This window comes from Rhizobium croatiense, assembly GCF_019793465.1.
Lineage (GTDB): Bacteria > Pseudomonadota > Alphaproteobacteria > Rhizobiales > Rhizobiaceae > Rhizobium > Rhizobium croatiense.
In genome coordinates this window covers 210,027-233,067 of the sequence record NZ_JAILYJ010000004.1, presented here as the reverse complement: position 1 = coordinate 233,067, position 23,041 = coordinate 210,027, and the positions used below count along the sequence as shown (strand labels likewise).

Here is a 23,041-nt window from a genome sequence, read left to right as displayed (position 1 = left end):
AGCGGCAATGATCGTGACCAGGAACCAACTGGTCTTCTCCGTTTCTCGAAGGCCGCAACGCGCTGGATTCAGCGACCCCGGACATGAGTGTCCGCGCGGATGGTTCATTCTTGGTTCAGTTGCGTTCTGTTGTGTTTTTGGAGTTTAGTTCCCGTGAGTATTTATCAGCGCGTCTCCATCGATGCGGCGCTCCATGTGCTGCGCGATATCAACCGCAATATGACGGTCACGCAGAACCACATCACGACGGGCATGCGTGTCGCGAAAGCGGCCGACAATGCGGTTTACTGGTCGATCGCCACCACCGCGCGGACCGACAACAAGGCGATTTCGGCGGTCCAGGATGCGCTCGGCATGGCGGCGGCGACGATGGGAACCGCCTATACCGGCGTCCAGAACGTCGTCGACGTCGTGTCGGAAATTAAGGCGAAGCTGGTCGCCGCGACCGAGGACGGGGTCGACAAGACGAAGATCAACGAAGAGCTCAAGCAACTGCAGGAGCAACTGCGTAGCGTCTCTGAATCGGCGACCTTCAACAGCGACAACTGGGTCGTCCTCAACAACGACGCCACGCCGACGCAACCGCGGCAAATTCCGGCCTCCTTTATCCGCAATGCCGACGGCACGATTTCAGTCGGCATGCTGAGCTACCATATCGACAATACGCCGGTTGGCGCCACGAGCTCCAAGGATGCGCGCTATCTTATCGATGACCGGGCGACCGGCTCCGGCGAATACGGCGTACTGACCTCGGCCCATTTCGCCAGCGAGCTCGGGACCTCGCAGAATTACGTGCTGATGACCAGCAAGAACGGCACCACCACCGGGCAGGTCGTCATTTCGCTATCGGCCGCGACGACGCAGGGGCAAATCGGCGAGATGATCAGTGTCGTCGATGCGGCGCTGACGCAGCTGACGACGGTGGGCTCGGCCTTCGGCGCGCTGGAAAAACGCATCGAGCTGCAAAACGATTTCGCCGCCAAACTGCACGACAACATCACAGCCGGTATCGGCCGGCTGGTCGATGCCGACATGGAGGAGGAGGCCAGCAAGCTCAAGGCATTACAGACGCAGCAGCAGCTCGGCTTGCAGTCGCTGAACATCGCCAACGCGACCTACGATACGGTGCGGCAGCTATTCCAGAATTTCTAAAGGTGCGATCACCCAGCCACCCGGCCTCTGGTTCGAGACGGCCCTGCGGGCCTCCTCACCATGAGGGCTGATCGTCGCGACTGCTGCCCGTCAGCGTGATCGAGTTGCTAAAACTGGTGATATCCGCGCATTCAAGCAACATGGCTGCTATTTCCGCGCCTGAAATTCCCCTATCAAGGGAACCTCTTCATTTTCTTGCCGTAATCCTTGCCATTTGCTCGCATCAGCTTTGAACGGAGACCGTCCTGTCCATGATCAAGAAATTCATACTTCTGGCTGTCGCAGCAAGCTATCTCAGCGCCTGCACGACGACCGATCCCTATACCGGTGAACAGAAGGTTTCCAACACCGCGGGCGGCGCAGCGCTCGGCGCGCTCGGCGGAGCTCTCGTCGGCGTCGCCGTCGGCGGCGGCGGGCACGGCAAGCGCAATGCGGCGCTGATCGGCGCCGGTATCGGCGCTCTCGCCGGCGGAGCCATCGGTAATTACATGGACCAGCAGGAAGCCGAACTTCGCGCCCAGCTCGAAGGCACCGGCATTTCGGTAACCCGCAACGGCGACAACATCATTCTCAACATGCCCTCGAATATCACCTTCGACGTCGACCAGGATGCGGTGAAGCCGGGCTTCTATCCGACGCTGAATTCGGTGGCGATCGTGCTGCGCAAGTTCAACCGGACGCTGATCGACGTCAACGGCCATACCGATTCGACCGGCAGCCTGCAGCACAATCAGGATCTGTCGCAGCGCCGTGCGCTTTCGGTCGCCGATTATCTCGGCGGTCAGGGCATCGACCAGCGCCGCGTCTCCGCCGTCGGCTTCGGCCCCTCCCAGCCGGTCGCCTCCAATGCAAGCGAGGCGGGCCGCGCCCAGAACCGCCGCGTCGAAATCCAGATCGCGCCGATCACCCAGGGCTGAGCCTGTTTCGACAGAGTATACGAAAGGCCGGGTCGCTCCCGGCCTCTTTCTGTTAAAGCGTCAACGTGCCTTACGTCGTTGCTTCATTCGTATCTAGTCCCGGGCCCACAGACATGTGTTCAATGCTGCATCGTCGCGCCCTTGGTGACCTTGTCGACGATCTTCTTTTCGGCGCGCAGCGCGATGCCCACGACCTTGGCATCGTCGGGCGCATATTCGGCGAAGACGGCGCGATTGGCGGCGTCGTGACCGGTCGCGAACATCTCCTCGATAAAGAGCGAGGCGGTGACATCCCGTTCCAGCGCGCGGCGGTGGATTGCCGACATCGTCGCCTCGTCGGCGGAAAGCACGATGATCGGCTGGATCGACAAGGGGTTGTAGATGTTGCCGGCACGGTCGCGGTAGGGCTCGCCGATGATCTCGGGATGCCCGCGGGCGACGCCGGTCATCAGGAAGGCGGTGACGTTCAGCTTCTGCCAGGCGGCAAGATTGTTTCGCAGAACAACGGCGATTTTGGTATCAAACATCGGACAGTCTTTCACCTCTGCATGGAATAGGAGTATCGAGGGCATTGAGCCAGGATTTATATCCGCAGGTCTTCGAAGGTCTTGAACGTTTGTGCACGGGGCCATCCGGCAACGGCATTCTGACGGCGCCGGCCTTTCCCGGCATCGAGCGCATCGGCGCGCAATTCTCCGGCAATGCGTTCGAGCCGCACCGGCACGACACCTATGCACTCGGCGTCACCGTGAAAGGCGTGCAGACCTTTCGCTATCGCGGCGAGCGGCGCTTCAGCCTGCCGGGGCAGGTGATCGTGCTGCACCCCGACGAGGAACACGACGGCGGGGCGGGAACGGAGGACGGGCTGCAATACCGCATGCTTTATCTGGAGCCGGCGCTGCTGCTCGAATGCCTGGAGGCGGAAGGCCTTGGGCTGCCGTTCGTCGATGAACCGGTCATCGGCGATCCGGCGCTGGCAGGCGTGCTGCTTGCCGCTCTCGGCGAACTCGACCGCGAACTGGACGAGCTCTTCGTCGATGATTTCGTGTCGCGGGTGACGGGCGGTTTGTCGCGGCACGCGCGCTTGCCGCGCCGGCCGCTCGGAGCGGTCGCCTGGCGGCAGACACGGGCGGCGCGCGATTATCTTGAAGCGCATGCCACACGGCCGGTTCATTCCGGCGAACTGGAAGCGGTCACCGGGCTCGATCGTTTTGCGCTATCGCGGCACTTCCGGGCGGCCTTCGCCACGAGCCCGCATCGCTACCTCCTAATGCGGCGGCTGCAGCGGGCCCGCGCCATGATCGGCGCGGGTGAGGGCATTTCGGACACGGCAGCGGCGACCGGCTTTGCCGACCAGAGCCATCTCAACCGCCACTTCAAGAAGGCCTACGGCATGACGCCCGGGCAGTGGGCGGCGCTGGCGCGCAATCCGGGCAGCTAGGCACACGTTGAGGGCGCTTCAAACGGGATTTTCCGCAAGACCGGAGCGGCGGGCGATGAAGCGGGCAAGCGTCGGGCCGATCAGCAGGATGACGAGGAAACGGCCGGTTTGCATCGCCATCACGAAGGGCACGTCGACATTGCTAGAGGCGGCGATGATGGCGACGGAATCGGCGCCGCCGGGGCTGGTGGCGAGATAGGCCGTCAGCGGATCGATGCCGGCGAAGACGTGAAGGGCGGCCGCCATGCAGCCGCAAAGCGCCATCAGCAGCACGATGCAGGCCGACACTCGCGGCAGGGCGCGCGCCACGTGCTCAAGGATCGACCGGGTGAAGCGCAGGCCGATGCTCCAGCCGACGAGCGCATAGGCGATGGCGAGCAGCCACATTGGCAGCTCGATCTTCATCAGGCCGATGCCTTGCAGGAAGGCGCCGAGAAAGAGCGGCACGATGATCATCCCGCCCTGGATGCGCAGGCGCCGCACGGTATAGGCACAGAGGACGGCAAAGGCCATCGTCGCTGCAAGGGCAGGCCAGTCGACTTCGGGAAAGAGGATGAGCGGCGGCGGCTCGGCGCCGTCGGCGGCCACCCACAGGCGTGAAATCACCGAGGCGCCGACGGCGACGAAGACGACACGCAGATACTGCATGAAGGCGACGAGCCGGGCATCGGCGCCATAGGCTTCCGACATGATGACCATCGCCGAGGCGCCGCCCGGCGAGGAGCCCCAGACGGCGGTCGTTCCGGGCAGCACCTGCCACCGCGTCAGGAGCCAGCCGAGACCAGTGGCAATAGCAATGACGGAGAAGATGAACAGCAGGAAGAGCGGCGCATCCTTCGCCATGGTGCCGAGAATATCAGGGGTGATGGTGCGCGCCATCATCAGGCCGACGAGCACCTGGCCGAGTTGCAGCGGCCAGAGCGGGACGCGAAGCTTTCCCTTGCCGACGGTCAGCGCCAGCACGATGGCCGCGACCATCGGTCCGATCAGCAACGAGGCGGGCAGCGCAAAGAGTTCGAGGAAGACGGTGAAGGCGGTCGAGAGCGCCAGCAACAGCGCCCATTTCGGCAGGCCGGCATCGCGCAGCAGGCGGCGTGCGTGGCTGATCGGCATGTTTCCCCATGTCTTTCCTGGCCGGTGTCAAGCCCGGAGGCTGAAGATGGAAGGAAGCTCCGGCTCGACGAAGAGAGGCCGGCTGCAAGGCCGGTCGGCGCGGCCCCGGTATAGGCGGGGACCGTGAGCGCGGTCAATTGCGAAATCTGGCTGGTCGGCTATCCCGGGTGTGAGGTTGATTCAAGTGACAGGTCCAAGTCATTGTTTTCGTGTGTGCCATCTTGTTCGATGCATCAGAGCCGCACATGGCCGGCGAGAAAATCGAGCAAGGCGCGTACCCGCGCCGGCAGTGGGCCGCCCTGGCCGATATAAAGGACGTAGAACTCCTCGAGATCGCCGGGGTTTGCCCCTTCGAGCACCGGCACCAGCCGACCTGCCTCGATATCGGCGCGTACAGTGAAGGCGGCCAGTCGGGCAAGGCCGGCGCCGGACAGAGCGAGATGCCGCATCGCTTCGCCGTCTGCGACTTGAATGCCGGGCGTGATGGGGATCGTCACCGTCTCGCCGTCCTCCCGCATCGGCCAGCCCTCGATGGCGCGGGCATAGGAAAAGCCGATACGGCAATGGCGACGAAGATCGGCGACCGTGCGCGGTTCGCCGTGACGCCTGAGGTAATCAGGCGAGGCAACGATAATCTTGCCGGTGGCGCCGAGCTTGCGGGCGATCAGGCTGGAACTCTTCAACGGCCCGGCGCGGATCGCGACGTCGGCGCGCTCCGCCATCAGGTCGACGATGCTGTCGGTATGGGCAATATCCAGCGTCACAGCGGGATGAAGCGCCATGAAGGCGGGCACGAGCGGCGCCAGCACATGATTGCCGAAGGAGCCGCTGGTGTTGATGCGGATGCGGCCTGCCGCTTCCTCGCCGGATGAGGCCTGGCGTTCGGCCTCGGCGATATCGGCAAGGATGGCGATGCTGCGCTCATAGAAGGCGCATCCCTCCGGTGTCAGCTGCAGTTTGCGGGTGGAGCGGTTGACGAGGCGAACGCCGAGGCGAGCCTCCAACCGGGCGACGAGCTTGCTGACGGCGGACGGCGTCATGCGCCGCACCGTGGCGGCCGCGGAAAAGCCGCCGCGCTCGACGACGCTGACGAAGATTTCCATCTCGCCGGAGCGGTTGATGTCCTGGCGGCCCATGATGAATTCAAATCACAAATGCTTTGCTGAAAGGCAATCTATATCACCACGGGGGCCGGGTCTATCTCAGGAGAAACACAGGAGACAGAGCCATGGAATATAGAAATCTCGGCGCATCCGGCCTGAGGGTGCCAGTCTTGAGCTTCGGCGCCGGCACCTTCGGCGGCAGCGGGCCGCTGTTTGGCGCATGGGGCAATACCGATGCCGAGGAGGCGCGACGGCTCGTCGACATCTGTCTCGAAGCCGGCGTCAATCTTTTCGATACGGCGGATGTCTATTCGGCCGGCGCTTCCGAGGAAGTGCTCGGCCAGGCGATCCGCGGCCGGCGCGATGCCGTGCTGATCTCGACGAAGACGGCGTTGCCGACGGGTGAGGGACCGCAGGACTGGGGAACGTCGCGGGCGCGGCTGATCCGCGCGACCGAGGAGGCGCTGCGGCGGCTTGGGACCGACTATATCGACCTTCTGCAGCTTCACGCTTTCGACGCCTCGACGCCGGTCGAGGAGGTGCTGTCGACGCTTGACGGGCTCATCGCCTCCGGCAAGATCCGCTATATCGGCGTTTCCAATTTTGCCGGCTGGGAACTGATGAAGTCGCTGGCGACCGCCGAGCGCCACGGCCATCCGCGTTATGTCGCCCACCAGGTCTACTATTCTCTGGCGGGGCGGGATTACGAATGGGAACTGATGCCGCTCGGCGCCGACCAGGGCGTGGGCGCTCTCGTCTGGAGCCCGCTCGCCTGGGGGCGGCTGACCGGCAAGATCCGCCGCGGTGAGCCGCTGCCCGCGGCAAGCCGCCTGCACGAGACGGCGCAATACGGCCCGCCTGTCGACGACGAGAAGCTCTACGACATCGTCGAGGTGCTGGACGCCGTCGCAACGGAGACGGGCAAGACGGTGCCGCAGATCGCCATCAACTGGCTGCTCGGCCGGCCGACGGTGTCGAGCGTCATCATCGGCGCCCGCAACGAAGAGCAACTCAGGCAGAACCTCGGTGCCGTCGGCTGGAGCCTGTCGAAGGAGCAGATCGAAAGGTTCGACGCAGTCAGCGCCGCGACGGCGCCCTATCCCTATTTCCCATATCGACGGCAGGAGGGCTTCGCCCGGCTCAATCCGCCGATCGTCTGAGGTGTCGGACAAAGCGGACCGTCCTATGACAAAAGGGGAATGAAATCTTCTCCCATTCTTAACTGGACAGCCGCTTTGACTTGCCGCATACCCTCCCTGGTCCCACGAAACACGACGTGGTTCCTTGGAATGGCAGGGAGATCAAAGAGATGGCGCTGAAGGACGCAAAGGCCGGCACACGCAACGAGGCGGGCATTGCCGCTGTGCTCGGCATTCTCAAGCAGAGCTTCGGAGAGCGCTTCCAGACCGGCCAATCCTTCCGCGAACAGCATGCCCATACGACCACCTATATTCCGTCGCAGCTGCCAGACGGTGTGCTCTTTGCCGAGAGTGCCGAGGATGTGAAGATGGCGGTCAGGGTCTGCGCGACCCACAAGGTGCCGGTGATCGGCTTCGGCACCGGCTCCTCGCTGGAGGGACAGGTCAATGCCGCCAATGGCGGTATTTCGATCGATTTCAGCCGCATGAACCGCGTGCTCGAGGTCAATCCCGAGGATCTCGACTGCACGGTCGAGCCCGGTATCACTCGCGAGGCCTTGAATATCCACCTGCGCGATACCGGCCTGTTCTTCCCGATCGATCCCGGTGCCAATGCGTCGATCGGCGGCATGGCGTCGACGCGGGCCTCGGGCACCAATGCCGTACGCTACGGGACGATGAAGGACAATGTGCTCGCCGTCACGGCGGTCACCGCCAATGGCGAGGAAATCCGTACCGCCCGGCGTGCCCGCAAGTCCTCGGCCGGCTACGACCTGACGCGGCTCTTTGTCGGCGCCGAAGGCACACTCGGAATATTGACCTCGGTGACGCTGCGCCTGCAGGCGATCCCGCAGAAAATCGCCGGTGGCGTCTGCGCCTTTCCGAGCATCAAGGCGGCCTGCGATGCCGTCATCATGACGATCCAGATGGGCATTCCGGTGGCGCGCATCGAGTTGCTCGATGCGGTGCAGATGCGGGCGTGCAATGCCTATTCCGGGCTTTCCTATGCCGAAAGCCCGACACTGTTTCTCGAATTCCACGGCACCGACGAAACCGTGCCGCTGCAATCGGCAGCCTTTGCCGAGATTGCCGCTGAATGCGGTGGGAGCGAATTCCTCTGGACCGCCAATGCCGAGGAGCGGACCAAACTCTGGAAGGCGCGCCACGATGCCTATTGGTCGGCCAGGGCGCTGGCGCCAGGGCTTGCCGCACTTTCGACCGATGTTTGTGTTCCGATATCGCGGCTTGCCGATTGCGTTTCGCAAACCCAGGCGGATATCGAGGAACACGGGCTGCTCGGCCCAATCGTCGGTCATGCCGGCGACGGGAACTTCCACGTGCTGCTGCTGTTCGATGATAAACGCGCCGACGACATTGCCATGGCCGAGAGCTTCGTGCAGCGGCTCAACCGGCGGGCGCTCGACATGGACGGGACATGCACCGGCGAACATGGAATCGGGCAGGGAAAGATGGCCTTCCTGGAGCAGGAGCTGGGAGGCACGGTGGATCTGATGCGACAGGTGAAGCAGGCGCTCGATCCAGACGGCATCTTCAATCCCGGCAAGATTTTCCATCACGGCTGAAAACGGAATATTCTCATGAACTTGGGCCTTGCCCCCGGCATGAATAGCGCTAGTGTCGGCAATAGAATCCCGAATGGAGAATCCTTGCATTGGTAGGCCGGTTCCTCGTCTTTCTGGGGGGAGTGATCGTCGTAGCGCTGTTTGTGGCGCTGCTTGCGCCGCTGTTCATCGACTGGACGGATTTCCGCAAGAACTTCGAGGATCAGGCAAGCCGCATCATCGGCAAGAAAGTCACCGTCCACGGCACGGTCGATGCCCGCCTGTTGCCGTTTCCGTCGGTCACGCTGCATGACGTGCGTGTCGGCCAGGAAGCCGACGGCACGCCGATCGTCAAGGTCGAACAGTTTTCCATGGATGCGGAGCTTGCGCCTTTCCTGTCGGGCGAGGCGCTGATTTTCGACATGCGCGTCGTCAATCCGAAGGTGCGCCTCAGATTGCTCAAAGACGGTACCCTCGACTGGATGCGCGGCAGCCGCGCCGAAATACCGGCGAAAACGGTCGTCCTCGAAAATGTGCATGTTAGCGGCGGAGAAGTCGAATTCATCGACGACCAGTCGGGCCGGGGCCGCCGCATCACCGGCCTGAATGCGGAGATGTCGGCCAAGTCGCTGGCCGGTCCCTGGCGCATCGAGGGCGATGCGGCGCTCGACGGCGAACATGGGAATTTCTCGCTCTCGAGCAGCCAGCCGGACGAGAAGGGCGTGCTGCGCATGCGCACGAAGCTTTCCCCTGATAAGCATCCGATCAGCATCGATCTTGACGGCGAGCTGAAGCTCGTCGATCGCAAGCCGAACTACCAGGGCCAGCTTTCAGCGGCGATCGAAAACCGCAACAGCGCCAAATCGGCGAACAAGAACGAGCAGCCGCCGCGGGTCAAGGGTCGCTTCGAACTTACCAACGAACGCATCCGCATTCCCGAATACCGGATGGAGATCGGCCCGACGGACGATCCCTATGTCATAACAGGCGAGGCGACGCTCGACACCGGCAATGCGCCGGAATTCCTGCTGACGGCCGACGGGCAGCAGATCGACGTCAACCGCATCGGCAATGAAGGCGCAGCCGGCAAGACGACGCGGGATCCCGCGGTTTCGGCGCGCCAGCGATTGAATTCGCTGATCGATATCGTTGCGCAGGTGCCGATCCCGCAAGTGCCGGGCAAAGCGAGCGTCAAGCTGCCGGCAATCGTCGCCGGCGACACGACGCTGCGCGACGTGCAACTGGAGCTGGAGCCGGCCGGCACCGGCTGGATGATCGACAGCGCTATCGGCACGCTGCCGGGGCGCACCTTGGTGGAAGGCAAGGGCAAGCTCCTGCTTCAGGGCGAGCCCTCGTTCAACGGCCAGATCGTGTTGGCCTCGAACCAGCCGACGGGGCTTGCCTCCTGGCTGGCCGGCTCGGTCGATCCGGCCATCCGGCAATTGCGGCAGGCCGGTTTTTCCGCCAATGTCAGCCTCACTCATGAATTGCAGCGGTTCGAGAATCTCGAAATCGCCGTCGGGTCGGCGACGCTGAAGGGCAGGCTGGAGCGGCAGGCGATCTCCGGCCAGACGCCGACCCTATCGGTGGCGCTGAACGGCGACACGCTCGATCTTGACGCGCTGCAGGCGCTGGCCGGGCTCGCGACAGGCCAGGATAGCGGCGATAATGTCCTCGATCACAAGATCGCCGCCCAGCTCAAGGCCGATAAGTTCACCGCCTTCGGCGTCGAAGCCGAGAATGTCGAAACCACCTTCACGATCGCCGACGGGGCGCTTGCGGTCGACCGGTTGTCGGTCAAGAATCTCGCCGGCGCCGAGCTGACGGCGACGGGCCGGGCGGAAGGCTCGCTGCTCGACTACAAGGGTGCGGGCGAGATCACCTTCAAGTCGGCCGATCCCGGCGGCTTCTTCACCATGCTGCGCGAGCATCTGCCGCACCACCCGGTGCTCGACCGGCTGGTGCGCAACTCCGGCTGGTACGGCAATACGGCATTGCGCGGCGCGCTGACGCTCGGCGGCGACGAAGGCAATGCGCTGACGGTGACGCTGGCCGGTGTGGCGAACGGCAGCCGCGTCAATCTCGACTATCGCATGTCCGATCTGCTGGCGCTGACCGGCAACGGCACGACGAGCCTCGAGGCGACGCTCGAAAACGCCGTGCCGTCGATCCTCTTCGGCCAGGCCGGGCTCGACCCGCTGCCGGTCGATGTCGGCGCCAACGGCCGCCTGACGCTGAAGGTGAAGGCATCGGGCAATGATCCCGCCGATGCGGCGCTGACCTTTGCCACCGACCGGACTTCGTTTACCGCTAACGGCAAGATCGATGTCCGGCCGGAGAGTTTCATGAATGGTCAGATCGCGCTTTCGCTCGATAGCGCCGATATCGACCCCTATCTCATCATGAACGGCATCGCCCTGCCGCAGACCGGAACGGGATTGCCGTTCGGCCTGCAGGCCAATGCCGCCGTCGACAGCGACAAGATCGCCTTGTCCGATATCAAGGGGCATGCGGCCGACAACGCATTTTCAGGGGCACTGAACTTCGATCGGAAGGCCGCGAAAACGACGGCGAGTGGCGCGCTAACGCTCTCCAAAGCCGATGCCGGCTGGCTGGGCGAGGCTATATTCGGCCAGATCGTCGATCCCGCCAACGGTGCGCTGACAAAGGCCCCCTTGGGCTTGCCCGTCTTCAAGGATCTCGACGTCAAGGTGAAACTTTCGGCCAAGGAGTTCTGGCCCGGCCTGCCGGAAACGGCAGTGTCCGATTTTACCAGCAACGTCGCCTATAAGGGCGACGAACTGCAGCTCAACGACATGGCCGGCAACTGGGACGGTGGCAAGCTCTCCGGCAACCTGCTTTTTACCAATGCCGACGGCACGGGTTTCCTGCAGACGAAGCTTGCGCTTGCCGATTCCGATCTTGCCGGCGTCGTCTGGCTGCGTGACGGTGCGCCGATCGCCAATGGTAAGTTCGGCCTGTCGCTGTCAATGGAGGCCTCGGGCAAGACGGTCGGCGAAATCGCCAGCTCGCTCAACGGTTCGGGTGAATTGCGGCTCGGCGACACCAGCGTACGCGGACTGAACCTTGCCATCCTTCCGCCGCTGCTTGCCGCAACCGACACGATGCAGGAACAGATCAATGCCGGCAAGGTGCACCCGATCGTCGAGACGCTGCTCAGCAACGGCGAGGCGAAGCTGCCGCCGCTCGGCATTCCTTTCAATATTACCGACGGGACGCTGAGGGTGCAGAATGTCACCGTCGCCAACGATCTGGCCCGCGTCACCGCTGATGCACAGATTGCGCTGCCGGAAGAGCGGATCAGTGCGACGGTCGGTATCGGCCTCAATCCCGGTACGGAAACGCTTCCCGGCGCCGAGCCGGCGCTCAGGCTGAATTTTTCCGGCCTGTTGCCGTCCCCCGGCAAGACGATGGATGTGACCGATATCACCAGCTACCTGTCGCTGCGCGCCTTCGAACGCGAACGGCGGCGCGTCGAGCGGCTGCAGGCGATCGTGCTCGAAAAGCAGCGGTTGCGTCGCGAGGCCGCGCTCTATCGGTTCAATGACGCCGAGCGCGTCAGGGCCGCCGAGATCGAGCGGCAAAGGCAGGCGGAGGAAGAGCGGTTGCGCGCACTGGCACAAGCAGCGGCGGCGCAGAAGGCGGCCGCCGAGGCGGAGGCCGCGCGCGCGGCGGAAGCCAGGGACAAGGCCGATGCGCAGGCGAGGGCAGCTGCGGAAGCGGCGCGGCGCAACGGGCAGGCCCAGCCCGGTCCACTCAATTTCGATCAGGTGCCGGGCGTTCAGGCGCAATGACGGCGCGCGGGGATTGACCTGAGGCGCTTCAGGTCTTCGTGTTAGCGGAATCGCCTTTATATCTGCGTCACGGCTGGCGGCCACCGGAGGCCTTCGCCCAGCAAAGCACATGGAGCCGCAGCGCCGAGGACAGGTTGCTGTCTGGCTGGCGGTGGTCGTCGATCTCGGAAATCAGGGCGGCCAGCGACATCGAGCGGCCTGCCGCGATCGTCTTCAGTTCGGCCCAGAATTCATCTTCCAGCGAAAAACTGGTGCGATGGCCATGCAGTGTTGCCGAGTGCTTGCGAATCATGAAGGACGTTCACATCGCAATCGGCTTCGAAGGTCGATTCAAGCAAATCGTGCAAGTGGCTGATCGCAGATTCGTTTTCGGCTTTTCCAGCTTTGCGTGAAGCCTCATGCGCCGTCGTCATCCGTCTCGATCCGGCCGTCGCGGTGAGCCTTGTCGGCCTTCTCGTTCAGGCTGCGGGTCAGCTGCTTTTCGGCCTTGGTCCGTCCGAAGGAAATACGGTTCTGCTCGGCCTGTTTCTCTTTCTCAGAGCGGGCCTGCTTCTTGCGGAACTGGCGCAGATTGATGATTTCGGCGCTCATGGCGATGGCTGAAATCCCTTAAAAAAGGGAGGCTGGGCCTCCCTTTGAAATCACTGCTTCTTGCGGAAGGAGTCGAGCGAGACGACGGAACCCGGTTTCTTCTCTTCGCCGTCGGCCGGTTTTGCGCCGGCGGTTTCGTCAGGCTTTCCTGCGGCATCGACCGGATAGGCGGTGATCTCGCCGGACGGCAGCTCCTCGCCATCGGCGAGCGGCACATCGAATTCGAGCTCGAAATTGACGGAGGGATCGTAGAAGCCGCGGATCGCATTGAACGGAATGACCAGCTTTTCCGGAACGTCGGAGAAGGAAAGGCCGATTTCGAAATGCGTCTCGGTGATCTTCAGGTCCCAGAACTGGTGCTGGATGACGATGGTCATCTGCTCTGGATATTTCGACTTCAGGTGCTGGGAAATGCGTACGCCGGCCGCACCCGTCAGGAAGGTGATGAAGAAGTGATGGTCGCCGGGCAGACGGCCCGTCGTTGCGACTTCCGCCAAAACCTTGCGGATGACGCCGCGAAGTGCATCCTGCGCCAGAATGTCGTAGCGGATATGATCCTGCCCCATGCTTTTCCTGTCTTTCGTCGGTTCGGAAGTCTTTTCACAAGGTTATATGCCACGTCCGGGCGCCTTGGGAAAGACCGGAGCCGAGTCACGTTTTTTCGCAGCATACATGATTTCATCAGCAGGGAGAAGGTGAAGGCTTCTGTTGCCAGGTGCCTTCGGACCCCGCCTAGAGGTGCGAACCACTAGGACTTTGATTGAAGTGTCACACCGCGATTAAGCAGCGAGACGAGCTTCCGCATAGTTGTCGTTTGCAACTACAATTTTAGCCCGATAACGGCGGTACAATGCCGAGCAAAAAGTCGATCTTTACACCCTTGTCGATCCTGTTTCGCCCCCATCAAAAGCCGGCCTTCCTTGCCGCCGGTTTTTGGTGGAGGCGCCGGGTACCGCCCCCGGGTCCAATAGGTTTATTACACCGCTCATTTATTGCCATAGCCGGCCCGAAAGCCGGCAGGGCTGATATAGTGATTTCCTTCGCCCAAGGAAAGGGCAATCGTCACAAAAGCTTTATCTCCGGCATAGAAAGAACGGGAAAACGCCCGCCGGCGATTGGTTTCCTGAAGGCGAAGGCTTAAATTGGAGAAAACGGAATCAGCGCGCCATGCAGCAATATCTCGATCTCCTGAAGCATGTGATGGAAAAGGGCTCCGATCGGGGCGACCGCACCGGCACCGGTACCCGCTCGGTTTTCGGCTACCAGATGCGCTTCGATCTCGAAGAAGGCTTTCCCGTGCTGACCACGAAGAAGCTGCATCTGCGCTCGATCATCCACGAGCTTTTGTGGTTCCTCAAGGGTGAAACGAATATCCGCTATCTCAAGGAGAACGGCGTCTCGATCTGGGATGAGTGGGCCGACGAGAACGGCGACCTCGGCCCGGTCTATGGCGCCCAATGGCGCTCCTGGCCGGCACCGGACGGCGGCCATATCGACCAGATCGCCAATCTGGTCAAAGGCATCGTCAACAATCCGAATTCGCGCCGCCACATCGTCTCGGCCTGGAATCCGGCCGAAGTCGACAATATGGCGCTGCCGCCCTGCCATTGCCTGTTCCAATTCTATGTCGCCGACGGCAGGCTCTCCTGCCAGCTCTACCAGCGCTCCGCCGACATCTTCCTCGGTGTGCCGTTCAACATCGCCTCATATGCGCTTTTGACGATGATGGTGGCTGAGGTGACGGGGCTCAAACCCGGCGATTTCGTCCACACGCTCGGCGACGCCCATCTCTACCACAACCATTTCGACCAGGCGAAGCTGCAGTTGACGCGCCGGCCGAAGCCGCTGCCCTTCATGCGCATCAATCCTGAGGTGAAGGACATTTTCGGCTTCACCTTCGATGATTTCGAGCTGATCGGCTACGAGGCCGATGCCAGCATCAAGGCGCCGATCGCCGTCTGATCCGGGACATTTCATGGCCGATATCCGCAGGACCATCATCGCCGCCGTTGCCCGCAACGGCACCATCGGCCGCGACGGCGACATGCCGTGGCGGCTGTCGAGCGACCTCAAGCGCTTCAAGGCGCTGACATTGGGCAAGCCTGTCGTAATGGGCCGCAAGACCTACGATTCGATCGGCAAGCCGCTGCCGGGACGGCCGAACGTGGTCATCTCGCGGCAAGCGGCGATTGACGATCCCGCTATCAGTATGGCGCATTCGCTGCCGGAGGCGATGGACGCGGCTGAAAGGCTGGCGCTCGAAACCGCCGCCGACGAGATCTGCATCATCGGCGGCAGCCAGATCTACGCGCAAGCGATCAATCTGGCCGACCGGCTCTGCATCACCCATGTCGAGGCCGATCTCGACGGCGATGCGTCGTTTCCTGAGATCGATCCCGATCTCTGGCAGGCGGGAGAGACAATCGAGGTGCCGGTCGGCGAAAGGGACAGCTATCCCACCCGCTACGTCGTCTATGACCGCCGTCGTGCGTGAAAACGAACTATTTTCCAATTAAATTGACCAAGTTTCTCACGCTGCGTTGAAAGCCGGTGCGGTGATACCTATAACGGTCACCAACGCATCCGCCGGTCAGCCCCCACGGTCCAGGATGCGGGGAAGACTTTAACGAACAACGAGGTTTTGATGCCCTGGAGCAATCAGAATGGCGGCGGCGGCCCTTGGGGCGGCGGCGGTAACAATCAGGGACCATGGGGTCAGGGGCCGAACCGACCACGCGGCAGCGGCGGCAAGGGCGGACCGCCCGATCTGGAAGATATTATCCGGCGCGGCCAGGACCAGCTGCGCAACATCGTTCCCGGCGGTTTCAACGGCGGCGTGGCGGTGATCGTTTTGGCGATCGTCGCCGTCTTCTGGCTGATCCAGTGCGTCTACACCGTCCAGCCGGACGAACGCGGCGTCGAGCTGCGCTTCGGCAAGCCGCGGGAAACGGTGTCGATGCCGGGTCTGCATTTCCATTTCTGGCCGATGGATACGGTCGAGATCGTCAAGGTCACCGAGCAGCTGCTGAATGTCGGCGGCACGCAGGGCAGCAGCAACACGGCCGGCGGGCTGATGCTGTCGGGCGATCAGAACATCCTCAATGTCCGCTTCAACGTTCTCTATCAGATCAGCGACGCGCGCGCCTATCTCTTCAACGTCGAAAGCCCGGCGCAGACGCTGCAGCAGGTTTCCGAAAGCGCGATGCGCGAAGTGGTCGGCCGCCGTCCGGCGCAGGATGCGTTCCGCGACCGGCGCCTGGAGATCGCCAGCGAAGTCGCCAATATCATCCAGGATACGATGTCGCGTTACAGTTCCGGCATTTCGGTCAACAAGGTGACGATCGAGGACGTGGCGCCGCCGCGTGAAGTGGCCGATGCCTTCCAGGAGGTGCAGCGCGCCGATCAGGATAAGCAGCGCCTGGTGGAAGAAGCCAATCAGTACGCCAACCAGAAGCTCGGTCAGGCGCGCGGTGACGGCGCCCGCATCCGCGAAGATGCAGCCGCCTACAAGGGCCGCGTCGTCAAGGAAGCGGAGGGCGAGGCGCAGCGCTTCATCGCCATCGACGAACAATATTCGAAGGCGCCCGACGTCACCCGCAAGCGGTTGTTCCTGGAAACGATGGAACAGGTGCTGAAGAATTCCAGGAAGGTCATCATCGAAGAGAAGCAGGGGGTCGTACCCTATCTGCCGCTCAACGAGATCTCCAGACCGTCGCAGCAGGGAGGTTGAGCCATGACTTCGAACAGGCTTCCCGTCATTCTCGTCATCCTCGCAGTCGTGCTGGTCGGGCTTTATTCATCGGTTTATGTGGTCAATGCCCGTGAACAGGCGATTGTCGTACGCTTCGGTGAGATCCAGTCGGTCAAGACCGAGCCCGGCATCTATTTCAAGCTGCCGTTCAGCTTCATGGACGCGGACCGCGTTCAGCTCGTCGAAAAGCAGAAGCTGCGTCTCGACCTCGACAACATCCAAGTACAGGTCAAGGGCGGTGCGACCTTCGACGTCGACGCCTTCGTGATCTATTCGATCAACGATGCCCGCCGCTTCCGAGAAACCGTCTCCGGTGATCGCGATTCGGCCGAAGCGCGGCTGCGCACCCGCCTCGATTCGGCACTGCGCCGCGTCTACGGTCTGCGGGAATTCGATGCCGCACTTTCCGACGAGCGCGTGTCGATGATGCTCGAGGTGCGCGACGATCTGCGTCCGGATGCCGAGCTTCTCGGACTGAATATCGAGGACGTACGCATCCGCCGCACCGATCTGACGGCCGATGTGGCGCCGAACACCTATAACCGCATGCGCTCCGAGCGTCTGGCCGAGGCCGAACTCTTGCGCGCCCAGGGCACGGAAGACGGCCTGCGCCGCCGGGCGATCGCCGACCGCCAGGTGGTCGAGATCACCGCGGATGCCCAGCGCGATGCGGAAATCCTGCGCGGTCAGGGCGATGCCGAACGCAACCGCGTGTTCGCCGACGCCTTTTCCAGGAACCCCGCGTTTTTCGAGTTTTATCGTTCGATGGCGGCCTATTCCGCGGCGCTTTCCTCGCAGGACACGACGCTGGTGCTGTCGCCGAATTCGGAATTCTTCCGTTATTTCGACAACGCCGCCGGCGCTATGCAGCCGCCGGCAACCCCAGGAGCGCCGGCTGCCGCCGTTCCCGGCGCGGCTGCGCCCGCAGCCCCCGCCCAGCCGGCGAACTGACGCCGCGGGCTATCGCACAACTGGAAGGGCCGGCCCGCGCCGGCCCTTTTTTCATGCGCTGATTGTGACAATCGGGCTTTTGCGAGGAGGTTTCAGATTGCACGGGGATTTCGCGAAAAGGTGATTTCGCCCTCCATCATTCCGCCTTATGCTGATGCTCAATGTGCGCATTTACCGCTTATGAGGAAGCTTGATGGCCCCCACGATTGGCTCGCCCTTCAGACGAACGCTCGCGCTTGTGGCCAGCGCCGCAATTCTGGCGCAAGCCGGCATGAGCGGGATTGCTTTTGCGCAAACCATGCCTGAAACAGCAGCACCCGGGGTTGCCGCGCCTGTTCCGGCTGCTCCCGCGCCGACGCCACCCGCGGCACCGCAGCAGGTACCGCGCATTCAGGGAGTCGTGCCGAACAACGGACCGGCTTCCGTCGCCGATCTCGCGGAAGGGTTGCTCGATGCCGTCGTCAACATCTCCACCTCTCAGAATGTGAAGGATGACGAGGGGGTCGGTCCGGCGCCGCGCGCCCCCGATGGATCGCCATTCCAGGAATTCTTCAATGACTTCTTCAACAAGCAGCAGGGCGGCAAAGGCCCCAACCACAATGTCAGTTCGCTCGGCTCCGGCTTCGTCATCGACCCGACCGGTTATATCGTCACCAACAATCACGTGATCGAGGGCGCCGACGACATCGAGGTCAATTTCGCCAATGGCTCGAAGCTCAAGGCGAAGCTGATCGGCACGGATACGAAGACCGATCTTTCGGTGCTGAAGGTCGAGCCGAAGGCGCCGCTGAAAGCGGTCAAATTCGGCGATTCCAGCGAGATGCGCATCGGCGACTGGGTGATGGCGATCGGCAATCCCTTCGGTTTCGGCGGCTCGGTGACGGTCGGCATCATTTCCGGGCGTGGCCGCAACATCAATGCCGGCCCCTACGACAACTTCATCCAGACGGATGCGGCGATCAACAAGGGCAATTCCGGCGGCCCGCTCTTCAACATGAAAGGTGAAGTCATCGGCATCAATACGGCGATCATTTCGCCGAGCGGCGGCTCGATCGGCATCGGCTTCTCGGTGCCGTCGGAGCTCGCCTCCGGCGTCGTCGCGCAGCTGCGCGAATATGGCGAGACGCGGCGCGGCTGGCTCGGCGTTCGCATTCAGCCGGTGACCGACGATATCGCCGACAGCCTCGGGCTCGACACGGCCAAGGGTGCACTGGTCGCCGGCGTCATCAAGGGCGGCCCCGTCGACGACGGCTCCATCAAGGCGGGCGACGTGATTTTGAAATTCGACGGCAAGACGGTCAATGAAATGCGCGATCTGCCGCGTGTCGTGGCGGAAAGCACGGTCGGCAAGGAAGTGGACGTCGTAGTGCTGCGCGACGGCAAGGAGCAGACCGTCAAGGTGAAGCTTGGTCGCCTCGAGGACAGCGATCAGGCTGCATCCGGTGATGCAGCGCCCGATGGCTCGCAGGATGGCGTGATCACCCCTGATCCGGACGAGAACAACGACCTGGACCAGCCGGATACCGGCGATCAGGTGCAGCCCGTACCGGGCGCACCGGCGCCCGACCAGCACCAGGGCCAGGTATCGCCGGATGCGGCAACACCCAAGGACGTGCTCGGATTGTCGCTGTCGCTATTGAGCCCCGAGACACGCAAGGCTTTCGGCATTGCCGAGAGCGTCGACGGCGTCGTCGTGACGGAGGTGGCGCCCGGCTCCGCCTCGGCCGAAAAGGGGCTGAAGCCAGGGGACGTGATCGTCGAGGTGGCGCAGGAATTCATGAAGTCGCCGGACGCGGTCGCGGCCAAGGTGAAATCGTTGAAACAGGAAGGCCGCCGCAACGCCCAGCTGATGATCGCATCGGCAAACGGCGATCTTCGGTTCGTGGCAGTGCCGATGGAGTAGGGGGCTGCGGCGGTGACGATTTTGCCCCCGCGGTCTCCGATTCTCCCCTCATTCCTGTGCTCGTCACAGGAATCCAGCCACCGCGCGTCGGCGCGGTGAATGAGTCTCACCGATGTAAGGGAGTCTTCTGCGCCCAAGGACTTGGGCGCGCTGGATCCCTGTGACAAGCACAGGGATGAGGGAGCTTGGTATAAGCGTTTGCGCCAAATTTCATGCCGACGGGTTTTGATTTAGTGACCGTCCAGCGATAGTGAGTTGAGCGTTCAACCCATCACAAAATCCGTCTTCCGATAGCCCTGGATATAGAGCAGCGCCGTCAGGTCGGCGTGGTTGATTCGCATCTGGGCCTGGGCGGCGACCGTGGGTTTGGCGTGGAGGGCGACGCCGGAGCCGGCGAGCTGCAGCATGCCGAGATCATTGGCGCCATCGCCGACGGCCATTGCCTCCTTCGGCGAGATGCCGAGACGCGCCGATATTTCGTTCAGCGCATCGACTTTCGCCTGCTTGCCGAGGATCGGTTCGGCGACGAAGCCGGAGAGAATGCCGCCATCGTCCAGCAAGGTGTTGGCGCGGTTTTCATCGAAGCCGAGAGTGGCGGCGATGGGCCCCGTAAAAACGGTGAAGCCGCCGGAGACGAGGGCGGTGTAATGGCCTTTCGACTTCATGGTGGCGATCAGCTCCGGGCCGCCCGGGGTGAGCGTGATACGCCGGGCGATGACCTCGTCGACGACCGAGATCGGCAGGCCTTTCAGCAGAGCGACACGCTCACGCAAGGCGGGCTCGAAGGCGATCTCGCCGTTCATGGCGCGGGCGGTGATGGCGGCGACCTTCTCCTTCAGGCCGACTTCGGCAGCGAGTTCGTCGATGCATTCCTGGCCGATCATCGTCGAATCCATGTCGGCGATCAGCATTTTCTTGCGGCGGGTCTCCTGCTCCTGGATGACGAGGTCGATCGGCGCGCCAGCGATGACGGCGAGGATATTGGCCTCGGCCGCCTGCCCATCCGTACCGTCACGCAGCGCGATGTCGCAGGCGACGCCGTCGGCCAGCCAGTAGAGACCGGAGGCTTCCACGGCCTCGGCCGCCTGTTCGGCGATAGCAGGGGTCAGAACAGGATTTGACGGATTGGCAACAAGCGTGGCAACGAGGGCCATGATGGAAAACCTTCTGAGCGTAGAGAACGCGATCCTGATAACCGGGCCGACCGCCAGCGGCAAGTCCGCGCTCGCCGTCGAATTTGCCAAGCGCTATGACGGCGCGGTTGTCAATGCCGACAGCATGCAGGTCTACGACACCTTGCGGGTGCTGACCGCGCGCCCGTCGGAAGAGGAGATGCAAGGGGTGCCGCATCATCTCTACGGCCACGTTCCGGCAGGGGCCGGCTATTCCACCGGCTCCTGGCTGCGCGACGTCTCGGCGCTGCTGCCGGCCCTGAAAGCCGCCGGGCAGCTGCCGGTCTACGTCGGCGGCACCGGGCTCTATTTCAAGGCACTGACCGGCGGCCTTTCCGACATGCCCGCGATACCGGAGGCGCTTCGGGAGAAACTCAGGACGCGGCTGCTGGAGGAGGGGCCGGATCAGCTCTATGCCGAACTTGATGCGATCGACCCTGCCATGTCGGCAAGCCTCAACCGCCAGGACGGGCAGCGCATCGTCCGGGCGCTGGAGGTGATTAAGGCGACGGGACGGTCGATCGCCGATTTTCAGGGGCGGTCCGGGCCAGTTCTGATCGACGCCGAGAAGGCGCGAAAGATTGTCGTGCTGCCGGACCGGGCGGTGCTGCATGCCCGCATCAATGGCCGTTTCGAAAAGATGCTGCAGCAAGGCGCCGAAGACGAGGTGAGGGCGCTGCTTGCCCTCGGCCTGCCCGCCGAGGCGCCTGTCATGAAGGCGATCGGGGTGTCGCAGATCGCGGCGATGCTGAAGGGTGAGATGACGCGCGAGGAGGTGCTGGAGAAGGGGGCTGCGGCGACACGGCAATACGCCAAGCGGCAGATGACCTGGTTCCGCAATCAGATGGACGAGAGCTGGGAGCGGCTGGCCCTATAGTTCGTAAAGTCCGGGGCTCCCCTTCAAGTGCGGTTACGCGCTGCGCACCTGCAGCAGTTTGGCGAGTTCGCCCACCGCCGCCTGTAGTTGCTCCCGCGGAAAGCCGCCGAAACCCAGCATCAGGCCGGGGCGTGCCGGCTGCGCGCCATACATGGGGGAGATCGCCCGCACCGCGAGGCCGGCCGAAAGGGCGCGCGCCGCCAGCCGCACGTCGTCGGCTTCCTCGGGCAGCCATAGAAGGATGTGCATGCCCTGATCGCTCGGCTGAACATGACACCCTTCCGGCAGAACCCGCTCGAGCGCGGCGAGCAGAACAGCGCGGCGTTCGGCATAAAGACCGCGAATGCGCCTGATATGCGCCTCGAAATAGCCTTCCCTGATATAGGCGGCGAGAACGTGCTGTTCTGATATCGGCGAATGCCGGTCAAGAATGGCGCGTGCGCCGGCGAAGGCTTCTGCGAGCGGCGCCGGGGCGATGACGTAACCGAGGCGCAACGACGGAAAGAGCACCTTGCTGAAGGTGCCGAGATAGATGACGCGCGACGGACGCAGCCCCTGCATGGAGGGAAAAGGGTGTCCGGCATAACGCAGTTCGCTGTCGTAGTCGTCCTCGACGATCCAGGCTCGGTTCTGGTCGGCCCAGGCGATCAGAGCGTTGCGCCGCGCCATGCTGAGCGGCATGCCGACCGGATATTGGTGTGAAGGCGTGACGAATGCGGCGCGCGCTTCCGGGCAGAGTTCGAGGCCGCGCTCCACATTCATTCCTTGTGCGTCGACCGGGATTCGATGCGTCCGGACGCCGAGATCGTCGAGCACTGCCGTCAGGCCGGGATAAGCGGGATCCTCGGCCCATACCGGGTCGTCACGCGACAGAAGAACCCGGCCAGCCATATAGAGGCCTTGCTGGGTGCCTGACGTCACGATGACCTGCTCGGGTTCGCAATGAACGGCCCGCGCGCGGCGGACGTGGTCGGCGATGGCGATGCGCAGCTCGAGCACACCCATCGGATCGTGGTAGCCCGAGGGTGCGGCCCGTCTCGAGGCGCGCATTCGATTGCCGACACGGCGCCAATTGTCGTCGGGCGCAATGCCGGAAGCGGGCACGGCGATGGCGAAGGGAACGGGCGGGTGAGGGGTCAGCGCACGGGCGATCGATATCAGCCGGGCAGCCGGGGCAGGCAGATCCATCACATCTGCGGATGCCGGCGCGGGCGGTGGCGGCGGGGGTGCCGGCCCCATGTCCATCAGGGCGGCGGCGACACGGGTTCCCGCGCCCACTCTCGCCTCGAGATAACCTTCGGCCGTCAACTGATCGAAGGCTTCGACGACGGTGCCGCGGGCGATCTTCAAAGAGGCGGCAAGGCTACGCGTCGAAGGAAGGCGCTCGCCGGGCCTCAGTTCGCCGCAGGCAATGGCGTGCCGCAGCGCCTGTGCAAGCCGGCGGCCGACATGGGCCGTTCTGTCAATCCCATGGAGAGACGGAATTTCGATGGTGGCCCGCCGCTTCGACATTACAAAATGGTCCATGAAGATTCTTGAAAATGGCGCTTCATG

The 23,041-nt window shown here is 63.1% G+C and carries 20 protein-coding genes and 1 other RNA gene; 12 read left to right on the top strand and 9 right to left on the bottom strand.

The window, feature by feature from the left end:
• The first annotated feature begins 153 nt into the window (after positions 1-153).
• The gene (locus K6M89_RS09095; protein ID WP_097578827.1) at positions 154-1,152 is read left to right on the top strand and encodes a flagellin N-terminal helical domain-containing protein; all 999 of its coding nucleotides are present in this window, start codon (positions 154-156) and stop codon (positions 1,150-1,152) included.
• A gap of 251 nt (positions 1,153-1,403) precedes the next feature.
• Positions 1,404-2,069, top strand: coding sequence for a YiaD family glycine zipper/OmpA-like lipoprotein (locus K6M89_RS09090; protein ID WP_004673336.1), 666 nt, complete (start codon positions 1,404-1,406; stop codon positions 2,067-2,069).
• A gap of 119 nt (positions 2,070-2,188) precedes the next feature.
• Here the strand turns inward: K6M89_RS09090 and K6M89_RS09085 are convergent, their stop codons facing one another.
• The gene (locus tag K6M89_RS09085; RefSeq protein WP_222139195.1) at positions 2,189-2,596 is read right to left on the bottom strand and encodes a PTH2-like family protein; all 408 of its coding nucleotides are present in this window, start codon (positions 2,594-2,596) and stop codon (positions 2,189-2,191) included.
• 44 nt (positions 2,597-2,640) lie between these two features.
• On the opposite strand from K6M89_RS09085, the gene K6M89_RS09080 reads away from it, so the two are divergent.
• A complete protein-coding gene (locus tag K6M89_RS09080) occupies positions 2,641-3,510 on the top strand; it encodes an AraC family transcriptional regulator (protein ID WP_222139194.1) in 870 nt (289 codons plus the stop codon).
• A gap of 18 nt (positions 3,511-3,528) precedes the next feature.
• Here K6M89_RS09080 and K6M89_RS09075 read toward each other — a convergent pair whose 3' ends face one another.
• Positions 3,529-4,623: an AbrB family protein gene (locus K6M89_RS09075; protein WP_222139193.1), complete on the bottom strand. Its 1,095-nt coding sequence runs from the start codon at positions 4,621-4,623 to the stop codon at positions 3,529-3,531.
• 233 nt (positions 4,624-4,856) lie between these two features.
• Entirely contained in the window at positions 4,857-5,759 is a 903-nt protein-coding gene (locus K6M89_RS09070; protein ID WP_222139192.1) for a LysR family transcriptional regulator, read from the bottom strand.
• A gap of 92 nt (positions 5,760-5,851) precedes the next feature.
• On the opposite strand from K6M89_RS09070, the gene K6M89_RS09065 reads away from it, so the two are divergent.
• From K6M89_RS09065 to K6M89_RS09055, 3 genes are all read left to right on the top strand, one after another.
• Positions 5,852-6,886 carry an aldo/keto reductase gene (locus K6M89_RS09065; RefSeq protein ID WP_222139191.1) on the top strand — a complete coding sequence of 345 codons (1,035 nt, stop codon included), beginning with the start codon at positions 5,852-5,854 and terminating at the stop codon, positions 6,884-6,886.
• Between the two features lie 149 nt (positions 6,887-7,035).
• Positions 7,036-8,448, top strand: coding sequence for an FAD-binding oxidoreductase (locus K6M89_RS09060; protein WP_222139190.1), 1,413 nt, complete (start codon positions 7,036-7,038; stop codon positions 8,446-8,448).
• An 89-nt stretch (positions 8,449-8,537) separates the two neighbouring features.
• Positions 8,538-12,242 (top strand): AsmA family protein, encoded by a 3,705-nt coding sequence (locus K6M89_RS09055; protein WP_222139189.1) that lies wholly within the window; start codon positions 8,538-8,540, stop codon positions 12,240-12,242.
• Between the two features lie 67 nt (positions 12,243-12,309).
• Here K6M89_RS09055 and K6M89_RS09050 read toward each other — a convergent pair whose 3' ends face one another.
• From K6M89_RS09050 to ssrA, 4 genes are all read right to left on the bottom strand, one after another.
• Positions 12,310-12,534 (bottom strand): ribbon-helix-helix domain-containing protein, encoded by a 225-nt coding sequence (locus K6M89_RS09050; RefSeq protein WP_222139188.1) that lies wholly within the window; start codon positions 12,532-12,534, stop codon positions 12,310-12,312.
• A gap of 104 nt (positions 12,535-12,638) precedes the next feature.
• Complete coding sequence (locus K6M89_RS09045; protein WP_011426047.1) at positions 12,639-12,833, bottom strand: DUF4169 family protein; 195 nt, start codon at positions 12,831-12,833, stop codon at positions 12,639-12,641.
• A gap of 50 nt (positions 12,834-12,883) precedes the next feature.
• Complete coding sequence (locus K6M89_RS09040; protein ID WP_009996660.1) at positions 12,884-13,399, bottom strand: SspB family protein; 516 nt, start codon at positions 13,397-13,399, stop codon at positions 12,884-12,886.
• Between the two features lie 128 nt (positions 13,400-13,527).
• Positions 13,528-13,890, bottom strand: a transfer-messenger RNA (tmRNA) gene (gene ssrA, locus K6M89_RS09035).
• 110 nt (positions 13,891-14,000) lie between these two features.
• On the opposite strand from ssrA, the gene K6M89_RS09030 reads away from it, so the two are divergent.
• The 5 genes from K6M89_RS09030 to K6M89_RS09010 all read left to right on the top strand — a co-directional run bounded on the left by K6M89_RS09030 (position 14,001) and on the right by K6M89_RS09010 (position 19,438).
• Positions 14,001-14,795, top strand: a complete 795-nt coding sequence (locus K6M89_RS09030) for a thymidylate synthase (RefSeq protein ID WP_222139187.1) — start codon at positions 14,001-14,003, stop codon at positions 14,793-14,795.
• Positions 14,796-14,808: 13 nt separating this feature from the next.
• Positions 14,809-15,327, top strand: a complete 519-nt coding sequence (locus K6M89_RS09025) for a dihydrofolate reductase (RefSeq protein WP_222139186.1) — start codon at positions 14,809-14,811, stop codon at positions 15,325-15,327.
• 150 nt (positions 15,328-15,477) lie between these two features.
• Positions 15,478-16,563: an FtsH protease activity modulator HflK gene (hflK, locus tag K6M89_RS09020; protein ID WP_222139185.1), complete on the top strand. Its 1,086-nt coding sequence runs from the start codon at positions 15,478-15,480 to the stop codon at positions 16,561-16,563.
• Positions 16,564-16,566: 3 nt separating this feature from the next.
• On the top strand, positions 16,567-17,535 hold the full coding sequence (gene hflC / locus K6M89_RS09015) for a protease modulator HflC (RefSeq protein WP_097667131.1): 969 nt from the start codon (positions 16,567-16,569) through the stop codon (positions 17,533-17,535).
• A gap of 193 nt (positions 17,536-17,728) precedes the next feature.
• Positions 17,729-19,438 carry a DegQ family serine endoprotease gene (locus K6M89_RS09010; protein ID WP_222139184.1) on the top strand — a complete coding sequence of 570 codons (1,710 nt, stop codon included), beginning with the start codon at positions 17,729-17,731 and terminating at the stop codon, positions 19,436-19,438.
• A gap of 263 nt (positions 19,439-19,701) precedes the next feature.
• On the opposite strand, the gene serB is transcribed toward K6M89_RS09010, so the two are convergent.
• The gene (serB, locus tag K6M89_RS09005) at positions 19,702-20,592 is read right to left on the bottom strand and encodes a phosphoserine phosphatase SerB (RefSeq protein ID WP_222139183.1); all 891 of its coding nucleotides are present in this window, start codon (positions 20,590-20,592) and stop codon (positions 19,702-19,704) included.
• Here serB and miaA point away from each other — a divergent pair.
• Positions 20,591-21,487: a tRNA (adenosine(37)-N6)-dimethylallyltransferase MiaA gene (miaA, locus tag K6M89_RS09000; protein ID WP_222139182.1), complete on the top strand. Its 897-nt coding sequence runs from the start codon at positions 20,591-20,593 to the stop codon at positions 21,485-21,487. The genes serB and miaA overlap by 2 nt on opposite strands.
• Before the next feature lie 33 nt (positions 21,488-21,520).
• Here the strand turns inward: miaA and pdxR are convergent, their stop codons facing one another.
• Positions 21,521-22,999 (bottom strand): MocR-like pyridoxine biosynthesis transcription factor PdxR, encoded by a 1,479-nt coding sequence (gene pdxR, locus K6M89_RS08995; RefSeq protein WP_222139284.1) that lies wholly within the window; start codon positions 22,997-22,999, stop codon positions 21,521-21,523.
• Positions 23,000-23,041: the final 42 nt, after the last annotated feature.

Excerpts from the sequence above, each read along its gene's own strand:
- K6M89_RS09090 (WP_004673336.1), top strand. The coding sequence starts at position 1,404 with ATGATCAAGAAATTCATACTTCTGGCTGTCGCAGCAAGCTATCTCAGC.
- K6M89_RS09085 (WP_222139195.1), bottom strand. The coding sequence starts at position 2,596 with ATGTTTGATACCAAAATCGCCGTTGTTCTGCGAAACAATCTTGCCGCC.
- K6M89_RS09075 (WP_222139193.1), bottom strand. The coding sequence starts at position 4,623 with ATGCCGATCAGCCACGCACGCCGCCTGCTGCGCGATGCCGGCCTGCCG.
- K6M89_RS09070 (WP_222139192.1), bottom strand. The coding sequence starts at position 5,759 with ATGGGCCGCCAGGACATCAACCGCTCCGGCGAGATGGAAATCTTCGTC.
- K6M89_RS09065 (WP_222139191.1), top strand. The coding sequence starts at position 5,852 with ATGGAATATAGAAATCTCGGCGCATCCGGCCTGAGGGTGCCAGTCTTG.
- K6M89_RS09060 (WP_222139190.1), top strand. The coding sequence starts at position 7,036 with ATGGCGCTGAAGGACGCAAAGGCCGGCACACGCAACGAGGCGGGCATT.
- K6M89_RS09050 (WP_222139188.1), bottom strand. The coding sequence starts at position 12,534 with ATGATTCGCAAGCACTCGGCAACACTGCATGGCCATCGCACCAGTTTT.
- K6M89_RS09045 (WP_011426047.1), bottom strand. The coding sequence starts at position 12,833 with ATGAGCGCCGAAATCATCAATCTGCGCCAGTTCCGCAAGAAGCAGGCC.
- K6M89_RS09040 (WP_009996660.1), bottom strand. The coding sequence starts at position 13,399 with ATGGGGCAGGATCATATCCGCTACGACATTCTGGCGCAGGATGCACTT.
- K6M89_RS09030 (WP_222139187.1), top strand. The coding sequence starts at position 14,001 with ATGCAGCAATATCTCGATCTCCTGAAGCATGTGATGGAAAAGGGCTCC.
- K6M89_RS09025 (WP_222139186.1), top strand. The coding sequence starts at position 14,809 with ATGGCCGATATCCGCAGGACCATCATCGCCGCCGTTGCCCGCAACGGC.
- hflK (WP_222139185.1), top strand. The coding sequence starts at position 15,478 with ATGCCCTGGAGCAATCAGAATGGCGGCGGCGGCCCTTGGGGCGGCGGC.
- hflC (WP_097667131.1), top strand. The coding sequence starts at position 16,567 with ATGACTTCGAACAGGCTTCCCGTCATTCTCGTCATCCTCGCAGTCGTG.
- K6M89_RS09010 (WP_222139184.1), top strand. The coding sequence starts at position 17,729 with ATGGCCCCCACGATTGGCTCGCCCTTCAGACGAACGCTCGCGCTTGTG.
- miaA (WP_222139182.1), top strand. The coding sequence starts at position 20,591 with ATGATGGAAAACCTTCTGAGCGTAGAGAACGCGATCCTGATAACCGGG.
- serB (WP_222139183.1), bottom strand. The coding sequence starts at position 20,592 with ATGGCCCTCGTTGCCACGCTTGTTGCCAATCCGTCAAATCCTGTTCTG.
- pdxR (WP_222139284.1), bottom strand. The coding sequence starts at position 22,999 with ATGTCGAAGCGGCGGGCCACCATCGAAATTCCGTCTCTCCATGGGATT.